Genomic DNA, 14,404 nt, shown 5'->3' on the forward strand with positions numbered 1-14,404 from the left:
ATCGTGGCGTGATGGTGGAAGCGAATGACTCCGAGGATCATGCAGAGCTCCCATCGACGCCGGGGGAGGGGGAACCGGGGGACACGGCCCCGAAGAAGAGGCGCGACATCTATCCCGCCGGGCCGACCGGGGATCTGCCGCCGGTCCAGGCGACGCCCGGGTACAGGCTCCGGGTCGTCCTTGTGCTCGTCTCGTTGCTCACCTTCGTGGCGCTCTACCTCGCGCTGCTCGCCGCCTCGGGCTACCTCGTTTACCTCACGCTCTTCGAGATGGCGTGGCTGCCCGGCAAGGGGATCATCCTCAACCTCGGCGCGATCGCGGCGAGCGGGATGCTGTTCCTCTTCCTGCTGAAGGGCCTCTTCCATAGCCGCCCGTTCTCGTCGGAGGGCCTCGTCGAGGTGACGGAGGCGGACCAGCCGCGGCTCTTCGCCTTCCTCCGCCGGCTCTGCGACGACGCGGGCAGCCGGCTCCCGGGCAAGGTCTACCTCTCGCACGACGTGAACGCGGCGGTGTCCTATCCCCAGTCGCTCCTCAGCCTGATCTGGCCTGTCCGCAAGAACCTCGTCATCGGGCTCGGCCTCGTGTCCGCCCTCGACCTGTCGGAGCTCAAGGCCGTGCTGGCGCACGAGTTCGGGCACTTCTCGCAGGCGAGCATGAAGCTCGGCCAGTATGTGTACATCGCGAACGGCGTCGTGGCAGACATCGTGTTCGGCCGCGACGCGTGGGACAGCGCGCTGAGCAAGTGGCGGAGCGTGGACATCCGGCTGAGCTTCCCGGCCTGGATCCTGAGCGGCATCGTGTGGGTGCTGCGCAAGCTGCTCGAGCTCGTCTACCGCGGGATCAACCTCGCGAACCTGTCGCTGGCGCGTCAGATGGAGTTCAACGCCGACCTCCACGCCGTGCGCATCGCGGGCAGCGACGCCATCGTCTCCGGGCTCTGGAAGGCGGAGCGGGCGGCGCTCGCCTACCGGGACGCGCTCGGCGGCCTCGCGAGCGTCGCCGAGCACGGCAAGTTCTCCGAGGACGTGTTCGCGCACGTCGAGCGGTCGCTGACCCAGCTCGACGCGCGGCTCGGCAAGGCGCCGGGCGTCCGGGAGCGCCTCGGGCCGATCCTCGCGCGGTACGAGCGGGGGCCGGCGCTTCACTTCGCGAGCCCCGCGGAGCGGGTGAGCTCGCTCTGGGCGACCCACCCGCCGAACCACGAGCGCGAGGCGAACGCGAAGCGCGTGTACGTGGCCGCGCCGGAGGACCGGCGGCCGGCGTTCACGCTCTTCGTGGAGCGCAAGGCGCTGCGCAGGAAGATGTCGCGCGCCGTCTACGAGGCGCTCGGGCGGAAGGCGCGCGACATGCTCCCGGCCGAGGAGATCGCCGCGCTCATCGAGGAGGAGCGCGGCGAGATGCGCCAGGCGGAGCACTACCACGGCCTCTACGAGAACCGCGTGCTGGACCCGGGCGACCTCGACGCCGCCGCGGCCTCGATCGACGCCGACGCGGCGCGCGGCGCGCTCGATCGCGGCGCGCTGCGCGCCGCCGTGCTGCCGTTCACCGGCGACGCGCTGAAGGAGCGCATGGCGCGCCTGGACACGCTGCGCGGCGAGAACGAGCTCATCGAGGCGCTGTCGGCCGACCGCGTCCGGCTGAAGGGCAAGACCGCCGATTTCCGCGGCGCGCAGCGGTCCCGCGACGGGATCATCGCGCTCGCCGCGGAGGTCCAGCGCGAGCTCAGGGCGGAGCTCGCGGCGCTCCAGGGGGCCGATCAGGCGTTCTTCCGTCACTTCTACGCCTGCTCGGCGGACGACCCGGAGGCGCGGGCGGAGCTCCTCGAGCGCTACCGGTTCCTCCTCGTGATCCAGAAGCTCGTCGTGAAGCACAACGCGCTCGACGAGGCGCTCGAGGGCGCGCTCCAGGGGCTCCAGGGGGGCACCGAGCTGCCGGAGCACGAGTTCCGCCGCCTCGTGGAGGTCCTCTCCGCGGCGCGCGCCGCGCTCGAGGAGACCTTGCGGACGACGAAGCCGCTCGTCCCGCCGAAGCTCGCGCTGCTCAAGCGCGGCACGCTGCTCCACCGCTTCGTGCTGCCCGAGGCGCTCGTCGCGCCGCTCGAGGGGAACGGCATCTCCGGGGCGTGGATCAACGAGCTCATGCAGCAGCACGCGGGCGCGCTCGGCCGGCTGCGGAAGCTGCACTTCAAGAACCTGGGGCAGCTCCTCGCGCTGACGGAGCGGCTCGACCCCGCGCTGTTCTCCGCGCAGGCGCCGCCCGGGGAGGCGGGAGGGAGCGCTGCGTGACGCGCTCGTCGGGCTAGCCGACGCGCCGCCGCGCGCGTTCAGCGGAGCCGCAGGCGCGGCGGAGCCCGCGGCCGCGTCGGATCAGATCCACTTCTGCCTGGAGGCGTCCCAGCGCCTCCAGGTGCCGTTGTCGTCCCGGTAGATGTCGCTCTCCCCGGCCAGGGTGCGGAAGCGCTTGCTCTGCACCTTCAGGTCGCCGCGCTTCGACGTGTAGTCGGTCTTCACCTCGGCAGGGTCGATGCTCCGCATGTCGACGAGGAGCGCGTCGCCGTCCGCCTCGACCACCACGTAGCCGTGAGCGTAGCTGTTGGCGTGGGCGAGGTGCGGGTTGATCTTCGTCTCGGTCGACGTGAGCACGCTGTCGATGGCGGCGGCGAGCAGCGCGGCCCCCGGGATGGCGCCCAGCACCGGATCGCCGGCCACCTGGCCTGTCAGCATCTCGCGGAAGGGCGCCGACGAGACGGCGCCGCCGACGAACTCGACGATCTTCTTCGCGGGATCGGCGTCGAGCCCGGCCGTCCCCGCGTAGAAGGCGTGGATGTCGCCGGTGATCGCGACGACGTTCCCCACGTCGACGAGCCGCGCCAGGAGCTCGTTCCGCTTGTTGCGGAAGCCGTCCCAGGCGTCGAGGTTCATGTAGAAGCGCCGCTTGAACGCCTCGGGGACGCTGTAGGGGGCGAGATCGATGGCGAGCGGGAGGAGGCAGTACTCGTTGCCCCAGACCTTCCAGGTCGCCCTCGAGCCTTCCATGGTCTCGAGGAACCACGACTCCTGCTCGGCGCCCATCACGTCCTCGCTCGCGCCCTGCGTCTCCTTGTAGCGGATGGCGGCGTAGACATCGACGGTGTCCTTGATCGCGAAGTACCGAGAGCCGATCGAGCTGTACGCGCCCATCTTGCCGAGATCCACGTACGCGATGCCCCGGTCCGCAAACTGCTGCTCGGCGGGGCCGATGAGCGGGATCTGCATGTCCTCCGGCAGGCCCTCGTTCACGCCGGCGACGACCTGGTTGATGAAGGCGACGCTGATGTTCCCCGTCACCTCGGCGGCGTCGTAGCCGGCGGCCTGGGCGGCCCCGGTGAGGGCCGACGCATAGATTCCGTCGCCAAAGCTCTCGATGTTCACGTAGGGCTGGGCGATCTCGGGCACTTCCCCGAACTCCTCCACGAGCCTGGACTGATCGAGCACCACCTTGCCGGGGAAGGCGCCCTCGGGGATCAGGTGATCCGGCCGGTAGCTGCGCAGGTCCGTCATCACCAGGTGGACGTGCCGGCCGAAAACGAAATCGCGGTAGACGCGGATATCGCCCGGGAATTCCGCGCGGGGGTCGTACTCGAAGCCCTCGCCGTGATCGCCGTAATCGACGGGCTGGTACTCGAACCAGGCCTGGTTGGCGGCCTTGCGCCGATCGACGTCGGTCTCGTCGAGCCGGCCGTCGGAGTACGTGGCCGTGGCACCGTAAGAGTCGTTCGAGAACTCGTGATCGTCCCAGGTGGCGATCATCGGGAAGCTCTCGTGGACCTTCTGGAGGTTCGCGTCGGAGCGGTACGTCCTGTAGAGCTCCCGGTAGTTGCTGAGCGACCTCGCCGCGTGGAAGGCGCCGTCCGCGAGCGCGATCGCGCCTTCCTCGTCCGTGAGCTCGACGCCGCGCCCGCTCGTGTTCTGGAAGGTGGGGTCGCCGGTCGTCTCGTAGATGTAGTCGCCGAGGTGGACGAAGAAGTCGAGCTCCTCCTCGGCGAGCGCCAGGTAGGCGTTGTAGTGGCGCCCGACGTAATCCTGACAGGACACGTAGGCGAAGCGCACCGGGACATCGGCGTCCGGGGCCGGCGCGGTCCTCGTGCGCCCCACGCGAGACACGTAGCTCTCGGCGCCCTTCACGTAGATGAAGCGGTAGTAGTAGACCGTGCCCGCCGCGAGGCCGCGGACCTTCACCTTGACGCAGTGATCGTGCTTCGCGAGCGCCTTCACCTTCGCCTGGCCGTCGTCGAGCGCCACGCGCTGCGTGAACTCGGCGTCGGTCGCCACCTCGACCTCGAGGTCGAGATCCTCCTCGCCGTCCTGCACGCGGGCCCACAGGATGACGCTGTCGGGGCGGGGATCGCCGGAGGCGATCGACTGGGGGAAGAACTCGGCGCCGTCGGTGAGCGCGCGAGGGTCGAGGACCGGATCGATGATCTCGGGGCCGCCGCAGGCGGGGACGGCGAGGGTGCCGGCGGTGACGAGGGTGGCTCGAAGGAAATCTCTGCGCTTCAGCATCGAGGATCAGGGAATCCCGGAACTTTCGCCGGTGTCAACGGGCTCGTTGACCTCGCCGTGCGAGCCCTCACCGCGCCACACGTCGCCGGGGGGCGCGCCGCGAGCAGGCGGTCGACGAGCGCGTCCACCTCGCGCTCCGCCCTCCCGATCGACGCGCTGAGCCGCTCGTCGCCGAACTCGTCGTATTCGATCGCCACGGACTCGACGTCGGTGATCCCGATGTAACCGAAGGCCGTCCGGATGCTCGGCTCGACGTGGTTCATGGCCTCGATCCGACCTCCCTTGCCGTACCCGTGATCGCCGCGTGACGTCAGGATGACGAGCTTCTTCTCGTGATCCGCGAGCAGCGGCCAGTACGGATCGCCCGGCCGCGATCGATCGAAGCCGAACGTGCGCCCCACGCGCACGATGTTGTCGATATAGGCCTTGAACTGCGCGGGAACGTTGAAGTTGTACATCGGCACGCCGGCCACGACGAGGTCCGCGGCGATGAGCTCGTCGACGAGCGCGTCGCTCTCCGAGAGCACCTCGCGCATCCAGGGCTCGCGCAGGTGGGGCTTCGTGAAGGCGGCCTGGATCCAGCGGCCCGTCACCGGCGACGGCGGGTTCTCCCCGACGTCCCGATAACGGATCTCGTCCTCCGGTCGCGCTTCGCGCCATCGCGCGACGAAGCGGGCCGTGAGGCGGCGGGTGTGAGAGCCGTGACGGCTCGTGTCCGAGCTGCCCGGACGAGCGCTCGAGTCGATGTGCAGGATCGTGGACATGGCGTGCCTCCTCCGCGTTGCTTTGCCGAAGGTGCGTCGCGTCTCGCCGGACGGCAAACGCGTATTTTTCAGCGGAGAGGTGAGCCTGGATCAGCTATCGCTCCCGCGTGCGAACGCTCCCTCCGCTGACCGCCCTCCGCGCCTTCGAGGCCGCCGCGCGCCACCTCAGCTTCAAGCGGGCCGCGAAGGAGCTCGGGGTGACGCCGACCGCGATCAGCCACCAGGTCCGGCTGCTCGAGGAGACGATCGGCGTCCGGCTGTTCGAGCGCCGCGCGCGGCGGGTCCTCGCCACGCGCGAGGGGCAGCTCCTCTACCCGGTGCTGCGCGACGGGTTCGACGCGTTCGCGAGGGCGCTCGACGAGCTCGCCGCGCGCCGCGCGCGCCGCGCGATCACCCTGTCGGCCACGACGGCCTTCACGGCCAGGTGGCTCGTGCCCCGGGTCGCGGCGTTCCGCGAGGCGTGCCCCGGCTTCGACCTGCGCCTCCACGCGTCGGACGAGCCCGTCGACCTGCACGCGGCCGAGGCCGACGCGGCGATCCGGTACGGGCGAGGCCCGTACCCCGGCCTCGCCGCCGAGGTGCTGATCGCGGATCGCTTCGCGCCCGTCTGCAGCCCAGGGCTCGGCGTGCGCCGCCCGGAGGACCTGCGCCACAAGCCGCTTCTCCACTTCGAGTGGCGGCGCGTCGAGCGCGACACGCCGACGTGGCGCCTGTGGCTCGAGCGCGCCGGTCTCGCCGGCGTCCGCGCGGACGCCGGCGTCACGTTCTCCGACGAGGCCCACGCCATCCAGGCGGCGATCGCGGGGCAGGGCGTCGCGCTGCTGAGCGTGTTCCTCGTCGCCGACGAGCTGAAGAGCGGCGCCCTCGTGCAGCCTTTCGGGCCGGTGCTCGACGGCCTACGCTATCGGCTCGTGTACCCCGAGGGCGCAGCGGACCGCCAGGAGATCGCGGCGCTCCGCGGCTGGCTCGCCGCGGCCATGGCCGGCGAGCGATCGCGGGCGAAGCGATGAGCCGCCGCGTCACGCCCGGCGGACGCCTGCGCTCATCTGGCTTCGGAGCTTCAGCCGAGTCGAGATGCGTCGGTGTCGGGGCGCCGCCGAGCGCATCCGTCGAGTAGGTGACGGAGGAGGACATCGGCTACGCCCGGGTGCACCACGTCATCGCCGACGACAACTACGTATTCACCCTCTCCGAAGGGACGCGCAACGGCGCCGCCCATGGCTTCTACGGTCTGCGCCGCGTCGAGGGCGGCGAGAACGTGGAGCACTGGGGCTCGCGGCGCGCGGTGCCCGCCTCGACGATGAGCGGGCTCGGCGTCTTTTGGCGCCGGCATTGTAAATACAGAAGACCAAGAGGCGAGGGAGCACGCTCTGGCACGGGCGCAACGCGCCGCGGCAGCCACGCCTCCATGCGAACCGGACGTGAGAGCCCGCGTCTCGGCGCATCATCGCATCTCGTCCGCAAACGGCATTGCCGGAGGGGGTACACGTAGGGTACGCTGTGCGTTTATCATGGTGCGTCGGCGTGGTACCCTACGGAATCGTGAGTCCGACACGCGGCCGGGGCACAGCCTTCATGAGCCTCCGAGCACCGAGGGTCGCGACGTGAGCCGCTCGGCTCGAAGCGCGCCGCCGTCGGCGTCGTCCTCGCGTCCCGCCCCTCCCAGCGAGCCGTCCCGGCTCAGCGTGCCGCCGCCCGCGCCCTCCCGTCCCGCCCCGCCGAGCGATGCTTCGCCCACGTCACGACCACCCCCTTCGCGCAGGGTACGCACCATCGACGTCCTCGTTCAAGGCGCGACCGTGGAGCTCTTTCATTTTTACGGTGTGGCCATCGCACCTGTGGATACCGGTGATTGCCGTGAAGAGGGGCGCGTCCACAGCGATCCGGCGAGCACGATCGATTTTTTCGCCCCCGGCTTCAGCGGCGTGCTCGCCCTGTCCGCGAACGCTGGCGTGTTCCGTGCCATGAAGGGGCTGCCACCCATGCCCGAGGGCTTCGGCGACTGGATGCGCGAGGTTGCCAATCAGCTCATGGGGAAGGTGAAGAGCCGCATCGCCCGGTTCCAGATCACGCTGCAGACGGAGCTGCCGCAGCTGCGCAGCCCGAGCGACGTGGAGCGCCGGCACCGGAGCTGCAGACAGCAGTTCTGTTATTCTTTCCGGACGCTGAAGGGCGAGGTGCTCGTCACGTTGAGCGGCGACTTCGACGACGGCTCCCTGATCTTCTCGAACGCCTCCCCGCTCCCCCTCGACGGCAAAGTCATCCTCTTTTGAGCAGGGGCCGCCCGCTTCGGATACCGGCCCATCTCGGCGTTTTCGGTGCTCGGCGCACTGGAGTGCGCCTGTGCGCCGAAAACGCCGATCTGGACCCGTCTCCTGTGCGGGCGACCCCCGCTCGGCGACGGGGAGGCGCAATCGAGCTGGGCGGGGGCGCTCCAGAGGGGGCGGTCGAGCCTGGAGCGACAAACGGGTTGAACCTGCCTGAAACGAGCAGAATCTCGAACCGCCAAGGCGCCAAGGGCGCCAAGTTCTCGTCTTCTTGGCGTCCTTGGCGGTTCATTTCTCGCTCGCTCAACGTGATCGGTACTCTAGGCGCCGCCGCCGCCCGCGGTGCCGCCGCCCGCGGTGCCGCCGCCCGCGCCGCCGGCGCCGCCGTCGCCCGGGGAACTGCCGCCTGCGCCGCCATCGCCCGCGTTGCCGCCGGTGCCGCCGCCCGCGCCGCCGGTGCCAGGGGCGCCACCGGTGCCGCCGCCCGCGCCGCCGGTGCCGGTGTCGAAGCCGGTGCCGGTGCCGAAGCCGGTGCCCATGCTGGTGCTGGTGCCGGTGCCGAAGCCGGTGCCGGTGCCGGTCGGCGGCAACGGATCCATGCACGCGTTCATGAAGACGAGCTGATCCGGATCGCAGGGGGTCGAATCCCAGCATCCCGCGAGCGTCGCCGCACAGACGGCGCCGAGCGCGACGAGCAGGGCCCTGCAACGGGGGGACGGCACGGTGCGAGAAGGGTGGGTGTCCATCGGTCGCTCCTCTCTCCTCAGGCTCACGGCGGCACCACCTGGCCGTCGCGGATGCGCGCGATCACCTTGACAGAGGAGTTGACATCGCCGGCGGCGATGTACCCGATGCCGCCCGCCTCCTCGCCCACGATGCGGAGGACGGCGCTCGGGCTCGCCGCCTTGCGCGGCGGCCGCTCGCCGCCGCGGATCTTCCGGTCGATCCAGTAACGGGCGACGCCCTCGGGATCCAGGCCCAGCACCGCCATGTCGAAGCGCTGCCGCAGCGCGGAGTCCTCGGGGAGGTTCACCGGCACCGCCGACCTGCCGTACCACTCGGTCCGCGTCGTCTGGAAGATGGGACGGAGCGTGTCGCGCCCCGCCGCCCGGACAGGGTTGGCCTGGTTGACGACGACGACGATCTCTTCCTCCACCGCGAAGGACGAGGCGGACGGGGTCATGCCGAGCAGGGCCAGGAGGAGCAGAAGGGATAAACGCTTCATCGTTGCGTCGAACCTCTCTCAGAAGGCCAGGATCAGGCGAGCGAGCGCGTACGTGGTGTGGAAATTCTCCACCGGGGGGATACCGGGCACCGTGGTCTCCTGATCGCGCAGGACGGTCATGATCGTGCGCAGCGCCTGGGTCCGAATCGTGATGTCGGGGGTGACGTAGAAGTTCAGGCCGCCGCCGACCTGGAACATCGTATCGTGCCCGAAGAACGGCGCGTGCAGGGCGGCGCCGATGACGAACGGCTCCATGTTCAGGAAATCGAACCGGTGCGCGGCCACGGCGTACGTGGAGGTCTTCCAGGCGTCCGGCGCGTAGAGCCCGCCTCCGCCCTGGCGCTTGCCCTCGTCGAAGACGACGCGGACGACCGCCGCCTCCGCGCGCAGGCGCGTCGCCCCGATGTCGAGCGAGACGTCGCCGGCGCCCACGTACTCCCGGAACGACCACGTCGCGTGGATGGTCGGCTCGAACTGCCCGATCTTGTAATCGGCGACCCAGTCGCGGGCGTGGCTCGCGATGAACGATCCGCCGAGCTTCAACGCCAGCTTGCCGGGGTTCTCGTAGCTGGCGTGCAGGCGGCCGCCGAAGCCGCGGTCGTCGTCGAAGGCGAACGGCGCGTCCTCGTTGCGCCCGTTGCTCACGTAGGCGTTGTACCCGAGCTCCCACGGGCCCGTGAACGTGCTGCCGTAGATCATGAGCCCGGTCTGCCGCGTGGGGAACAGGCGCGACGTGATGAAGTAGGGGATGGCGGCGGTGATGAGCACCGGGCTGCCGTGGTCGACGTTGTAGATGCCGATCGGGGTGAAGAACTGCCCGACGCGCACCTTGAAGAGGTTGAACCGCGTCCAGTCGATGTGGGCGCGCTCTATCGATACGAGGCCGGCGTAGGTGGTCGGCGAGCCGAGCGCGAGCGCCGCCGAGTCGAAGGTCCCGTACGGCTGCGTGGTCACCCGGGACACCACGTCGGGCGGCAGCGGCGTCGTCGGCGGGGCCGGCGTCGGGGCGCCGCCGGGCGCGGTCGTGAACCGCAGCTCCCCGAGAAAGCGAAAGTGGTCGCTCGGCTGCGCATCGAGGTAGAGGTTCAGGTTCCCCACGACGAAGTTCGTGGCGTTCGCGTTCGGGGCGGCGGCCGCGAGGGCCGAGTTCTCCGGGACCCACATGCGCTGGACGCCGACGTCGATGAACCCGTAGAGCCGGAGCAGTTCTTTCCCGTCGTCCTCCGGCGACGCCTGCGCGTCCTCGATCGCCGCGAGGCGCTTCTCGAGATCTGCCGCGCGCTTCTCCGCCGCGGCGAGCCGCGCCTCGACGGCAGCCTCTCCGCCCGTCGCCGGAGCCGCAGCGGGCGCGGCGGGCGCATCAGGGGGCGCAGCGGGCGCGGCGGGCGCCGCAGCGGGGGCGGCGGGCGCCGCAGCGGGGGCGGCGGGCGCGGCGGGCGCCGCAGCGGGCGGAGCGGCTGCTCCGGGCGCGGCGGGCGCTGCGGCGGCACCCGGCGCGACGCCGGCGCCCTGGCCCTGCGCGTGCGCGAGCGATGCCGTGACGAGCACGCCTCCGATGGCAGCGCTCGAAGCGCGCGCGAGGCGCCACACGCGCGCTCGCCGCTGTGATCTCCGACCCATCACCATTGCTTTCTCCCCTGCCCGCAGAGCTCCGGTTGCGGCTTGCCGACATCGCACGCGCTCTTGCGGACTCGCGACCGTCACGCGTAGCATACACAGGAAGGATGAGAGGTGGGAACTCGACGCGCTCCGCGCTGATCCGACGCACGCGGTTGCACGCGGTCGCACTCCGTTGCACGCGGTTGCACGTGGTTGCACGCGCACACATGAACCGCAGCAACAAGAAAGCGCCTGAATCAGGAAGACACACATGGTGCGCGAGGAAGGCCCGACGACGACTCTGTATCTGGGCGCCGCCGTGATCCTCTGCGATGCTCGCCTCGTCCGATGCTCCAGATGAGCGGAAGGCGCGGAGACCCGGGCGCTCGCCCGGAGCCCCCTGTCGAGGAGCACACGAGACGCGAGCGGCCTGCGTGCCGGGCGAGCCGATCCGGGGGGATGGTTGTGCATGCCGAGATTACGTGACGCCTCGATTCGGTTGAAGCTCTGGTCGCTGGCCGGCGTGCCCGTGATCGGCGCCCTGCTGCTGGCGGCGATGATCGTGGGCGACGCGCGGCAGCAGGCCGAGCGGGCGGCGGGGATCGGCTCGATCGAGGATCTCGCGCAGCTCTCGTCGATCATGGCGCAACCGCTGCACGCGCTGCAGAAGGAGCGGGCCTGGACGGCGCTCGTCGAGGGGCTGGAGGTCCGCCCGCTCGAGGCGCGGGACCCCGACGTCGAGGGGGGCACCCCGCGGCCGTTCCAGCGCGGTCCGGCGCTCGCGCGCGCGGGCGCCGAGCTCAAGGCGGCGCGGGCGGCCACCGACGAGGGCCTCGCCCGCCTCGACGCGTTCCTCGCCGAGCGCGACCTCTCCCGGCTGCCGGACCGGCTCGCCCGCGATCTCGCCGAGGCGCGCAAGCGGGTCCGCGAGCTCGGCGCGTTCCGGGGCCAGGCCGACGCGAAGCCGGTGCCGCTCGACAGCGTGCTCAAGGTGTTCGGTGCCATCAACGTGAGCCTCATCCGGGCCAACGCCGGCCTCTCCGAGCTGAGCGACGACGGCGAGCTCCTGCGCAGCATCCAGTCGCTCGTCGCCGTCCACGAGTTCGCCGAGCGCGCCAGCCGCCAGCACGCGCTGCTCGCGCACGCCTTCGCGTCAACGCAGTTCGAGCCCGGCGCCTTCAAGACGCTGGTCACCTTGATGACCGAGGAGGAGCTCTATCGCGAGGCGTTCATGGCCAACGCGTCCGAGTCGGCGCGGGCGCTCTACGACGCCTCCCTCTTGCACGTGCGCGTGCAGCGCGCCGACGCGCTCCGGGCCGCCGCGATCGCGTCGACGGACGAGGCGCTGGCCCTCGATCACGACGCGTGGTTCGACGCGCAGCAATGGCGCCTCGACCGGCTCGCCTCCATCGAGCGCGAGGCGCTCACGGGCATGCGGCGCGCCGCGGCGGACAAGGTCGAGGGCACGCGGAGGACGATGCACAAGGGCATCGCGGTCTCCGCGCTCGTGCTCCTCCTGTCCGTCGCGCTCGCGTTCGTCCTCGTGCGGGGGCTGTCCCGGTCGCTGGAGGTCCTCGGCGAGGCCGCGGCCCACGTGCGGCGGACGCGCGACTACAGGACGCGCGCCCGCAAGACGGCCGACGACGAGTTCGGGGCGCTGACGGACGCCTTCAACGAGATGCTGGCGGGCATCCAGGCGCGCGACGAGGCCCTCGAGAGCCACCGGCAGAACCTCGAGGCCACCGTCGCCGAGCGGACGCGGGAGCTCGAGAAGCGCAATGGCGAGATGCGCCTCGTGCTCGACAACGTCGATCAGGCGCTCGTGACCATCCGCCGGGACGGCACGATGGAGCCCGCGTACTCCGCCGCGTTCGAGCGCCTCTTCGGCGCGCCGTCGCCCGGGGAGCACTTCGCCGACCGCATCGCCGATCGTGACCCCCGGGCCCGCGCCTTCCTCACGATGGGGTGGGAGGCCGCCTGCGAGGACTTCCTCCCGCTCGAGGTCGTCCTCGATCAGCTCCCGAAGGCGCTGCTCCGCGGCGGCCGCCACCTCACGCTCGGCTTCAAGCCGATCCTGTCCCCCGAGGGCCAGTTCAACGGCGCGCTGATGGTGGTCACCGACGTCACGGCCACGATGGACTCCCTGCGGGAGTACGAGCGGCAGCGCGAGTACATCCAGGTGTTCGAGCGGGCCGTGAAGGACCGGCTCGGCCTCCTCGGGTTCGTGAACGACACGAGCAAGCTCGTCGACGCGGTGAGCGCGCGGACGATCGCCGAGGTCGACCACGTGATGCGCCTCGTGCACACGATCAAGGGCAACGCCGGGCTCTGGGGCGTGACGAGCGTGGCGAGCGTGGCGCACGAGATCGAGAGCTTCGTCGTCGAGGAGCGCTCGCTGCCGCCGGACGAGCAGCTGGAGGCGCTGAAGGACGCGTGGTGCGCGTTCGTGGCGCGCGCGAGCAGCCTGCTCGCCGGGGCGGCGCAGGCCATGCGCGTCGACGTGACCCACGAAGAGATCGAGGCGTTGCTCGAGATGGCGCGCCAGCGCCGCGATCCCGCCGAGCTCGAGCGGGCGCTCGAGGCGCTCCGCAACGAGCGGACCGACGTGCGGTTCAACCGGATGAAGGACCAGGCCGAGACGCTGGCGCGGCGGCTCGGCAAGCCGAGGCCGGACGTGCGCATCGACGCCGGGGGCGTGCGGCTCCCCGCGGCGCGCTTCGCCGCGATGTGGCAGGCGCTCGGCCACGTGGTCCGCAACGTGATGGACCACGGCATCGAGATGCCGGAGGTGCGCGAGCGGGCGGGCAAGCCGCCGGGCGGCGTGCTCACGCTCCGCTCGCGCGCGACGGCGGACGAGATCCTCATCGAGATCGGCGACGACGGCGCGGGCATCGACTGGGAGCGCGTGCGCGAGAAGGCCGCCGCCGTCGGGCTGCCGAGCGCCACGCGGCGGGATCTCGAGGCCGCGCTGTTCTCACCCGGCTTCAGCACCGCCGAGCAGGTCACGGACGTCTCGGGCCGGGGCGTCGGCCTCGGCGTCGCGCTCCACGAGTGCCGGCGGCTCTCCGGCCGGATCGAGATCGACACGAAGGCGGGGCAGGGGACGACGTTCCGCTTCCGGTTCCCCCGGGAGCTGAACGAGGCCGCCGTCCTGCCCGCGGGCGCGCCGTCCGCCTCGCTGCCGCCGTCGAGCCGGCCCGGCGCGCTCCTCGCCGGCGCCTCGCGCGTCAGCTCGAACCCGAGCTTCCCGCCCCCGGGCGTGGGGGCGAGCCCGAGCCTCCCACCCCCGGGCGGGTCGAGCCCGAGCCACCCGCCGGGCGGCGGGTCGAGCCCGAGCCACCCGCCGGGCGGCGGGTCGAACCCGGGCCTGTCACCGAGCGGCGCCGGCGGCGCGCCGAGCGCGAGCCAACCGGAGCGCGCGGCACCGTGAGCGCGTCGACAATGCAGCGCGAGACACCGAGGAGAGCTGAATGAATCCGGAGAGCTGGCACCGCATCCATGACGAGCTTGCGGCGTCGTGCGTCCACCTGTTCCGCGACAACGGCGTCGAGCTCCGGCTGCTGGAGGACGCGGAGCCGCAGGTGACGCCGGGCAACGCGGTCGTCTCGTTCATCGGCTTCACGGGCGATCACCTCCGCGGGAGCCTGACGCTCGTCGCCCCCGTGTCGCTCATCACGCGCAGCCACCCGCTGCGCGACCGGCGCGAGCTCGATGAGGACATGGTGTGCGACTGGGCGAGCGAGCTCGCCAACCAGCTCCTCGGGCGGGTGAAGAACCGCCTGCGCCCGCTCGGGCTCGTCATCGTGCTCTCGACGCCGAGCGCGGCGATCGGCGATCACCTGCGCGCTCGAGAGGAGCAGAGCGAGGGCTTCCGGCGGCTGCTGTTCGACGCAGGGCCCGACCGGCTCGCCGTGCTCTTCGACGCGCTCGCCCCCGACGCCGCGCTCAAGCTCGAGGAAGGGAGCCCGCCCGACCCGCAGCGCGAAGGCGAAGTGCTGCTGTTCTGAC

Annotated in this window: 11 protein-coding genes; 6 read left to right on the top strand and 5 right to left on the bottom strand. The window is 71.3% G+C overall.

From position 1 onward, the window contains the following. Positions 1 to 11: 11 nt before the first annotated feature. On the top strand, positions 12 to 2,285 hold the full coding sequence (locus WMF24_RS04470; RefSeq protein ID WP_437735099.1) for a M48 family metalloprotease: 2,274 nt from the start codon (positions 12 to 14) through the stop codon (positions 2,283 to 2,285). An 81-nt stretch (positions 2,286 to 2,366) separates the two neighbouring features. On the opposite strand, the gene WMF24_RS04475 is transcribed toward WMF24_RS04470, so the two are convergent. Together WMF24_RS04475 and WMF24_RS04480 are read right to left on the bottom strand one after the other, a co-directional pair. Beyond that, entirely contained in the window at positions 2,367 to 4,541 is a 2,175-nt protein-coding gene (locus WMF24_RS04475; protein ID WP_437735100.1) for an alkaline phosphatase D family protein, read from the bottom strand. Next, positions 4,535 to 5,305, bottom strand: a complete 771-nt coding sequence (locus tag WMF24_RS04480) for an FMN-dependent NADH-azoreductase (protein WP_437735101.1) — start codon at positions 5,303 to 5,305, stop codon at positions 4,535 to 4,537. Before WMF24_RS04480 ends, WMF24_RS04475 begins: the two co-directional genes overlap by 7 nt. A gap of 107 nt (positions 5,306 to 5,412) precedes the next feature. Between WMF24_RS04480 and gcvA the strand changes: the two genes are divergently transcribed. The 3 genes from gcvA (at position 5,413) to WMF24_RS04495 (ending at position 7,578) form a co-directional block, all read left to right on the top strand. After that, on the top strand, positions 5,413 to 6,315 hold the full coding sequence (gene gcvA / locus WMF24_RS04485; protein WP_437735102.1) for a transcriptional regulator GcvA: 903 nt from the start codon (positions 5,413 to 5,415) through the stop codon (positions 6,313 to 6,315). Between the two features lie 107 nt (positions 6,316 to 6,422). Next, positions 6,423 to 6,797: a hypothetical protein gene (locus tag WMF24_RS04490; protein ID WP_437735103.1), complete on the top strand. Its 375-nt coding sequence runs from the start codon at positions 6,423 to 6,425 to the stop codon at positions 6,795 to 6,797. Positions 6,798 to 7,104: 307 nt separating this feature from the next. Next, positions 7,105 to 7,578, top strand: coding sequence for a chemotaxis protein CheX (locus WMF24_RS04495; protein ID WP_437735104.1), 474 nt, complete (start codon positions 7,105 to 7,107; stop codon positions 7,576 to 7,578). Between the two features lie 314 nt (positions 7,579 to 7,892). On the opposite strand, the gene WMF24_RS04500 is transcribed toward WMF24_RS04495, so the two are convergent. From WMF24_RS04500 to WMF24_RS04510, 3 genes are read right to left on the bottom strand one after another with little or no spacing between them, the layout of a single operon-like run. Continuing rightward, positions 7,893 to 8,318 carry a hypothetical protein gene (locus WMF24_RS04500; RefSeq protein ID WP_437735105.1) on the bottom strand — a complete coding sequence of 142 codons (426 nt, stop codon included), beginning with the start codon at positions 8,316 to 8,318 and terminating at the stop codon, positions 7,893 to 7,895. A gap of 23 nt (positions 8,319 to 8,341) precedes the next feature. Next, complete coding sequence (locus WMF24_RS04505; protein WP_437735106.1) at positions 8,342 to 8,797, bottom strand: hypothetical protein; 456 nt, start codon at positions 8,795 to 8,797, stop codon at positions 8,342 to 8,344. 18 nt (positions 8,798 to 8,815) lie between these two features. Next, entirely contained in the window at positions 8,816 to 10,345 is a 1,530-nt protein-coding gene (locus tag WMF24_RS04510) for a hypothetical protein (protein WP_437735107.1), read from the bottom strand. A 520-nt stretch (positions 10,346 to 10,865) separates the two neighbouring features. Here WMF24_RS04510 and WMF24_RS04515 point away from each other — a divergent pair. Continuing rightward, positions 10,866 to 13,826 carry a nitrate- and nitrite sensing domain-containing protein gene (locus WMF24_RS04515; protein ID WP_437735108.1) on the top strand — a complete coding sequence of 987 codons (2,961 nt, stop codon included), beginning with the start codon at positions 10,866 to 10,868 and terminating at the stop codon, positions 13,824 to 13,826. 40 nt (positions 13,827 to 13,866) lie between these two features. Continuing rightward, complete coding sequence (locus WMF24_RS04520; RefSeq protein ID WP_437735109.1) at positions 13,867 to 14,403, top strand: chemotaxis protein CheX; 537 nt, start codon at positions 13,867 to 13,869, stop codon at positions 14,401 to 14,403. The last annotated feature ends 1 nt before the right edge of the window (position 14,404 follow it).

This window comes from Sorangium sp. So ce1335, assembly GCF_051521615.1.
In the GTDB taxonomy this organism is placed as follows: domain Bacteria; phylum Myxococcota_A; class Polyangia; order Polyangiales; family Polyangiaceae; genus Sorangium.

Excerpts from the sequence above, each read along its gene's own strand:
- WMF24_RS04505 (WP_437735106.1), bottom strand. The coding sequence starts at position 8,797 with ATGAAGCGTTTATCCCTTCTGCTCCTCCTGGCCCTGCTCGGCATGACC.
- WMF24_RS04515 (WP_437735108.1), top strand. The coding sequence starts at position 10,866 with ATGCCGAGATTACGTGACGCCTCGATTCGGTTGAAGCTCTGGTCGCTG.
- WMF24_RS04475 (WP_437735100.1), bottom strand. The coding sequence starts at position 4,541 with ATGCTGAAGCGCAGAGATTTCCTTCGAGCCACCCTCGTCACCGCCGGC.
- WMF24_RS04520 (WP_437735109.1), top strand. The coding sequence starts at position 13,867 with ATGAATCCGGAGAGCTGGCACCGCATCCATGACGAGCTTGCGGCGTCG.
- WMF24_RS04500 (WP_437735105.1), bottom strand. The coding sequence starts at position 8,318 with ATGGACACCCACCCTTCTCGCACCGTGCCGTCCCCCCGTTGCAGGGCC.
- WMF24_RS04470 (WP_437735099.1), top strand. The coding sequence starts at position 12 with ATGGTGGAAGCGAATGACTCCGAGGATCATGCAGAGCTCCCATCGACG.
- WMF24_RS04480 (WP_437735101.1), bottom strand. The coding sequence starts at position 5,305 with ATGTCCACGATCCTGCACATCGACTCGAGCGCTCGTCCGGGCAGCTCG.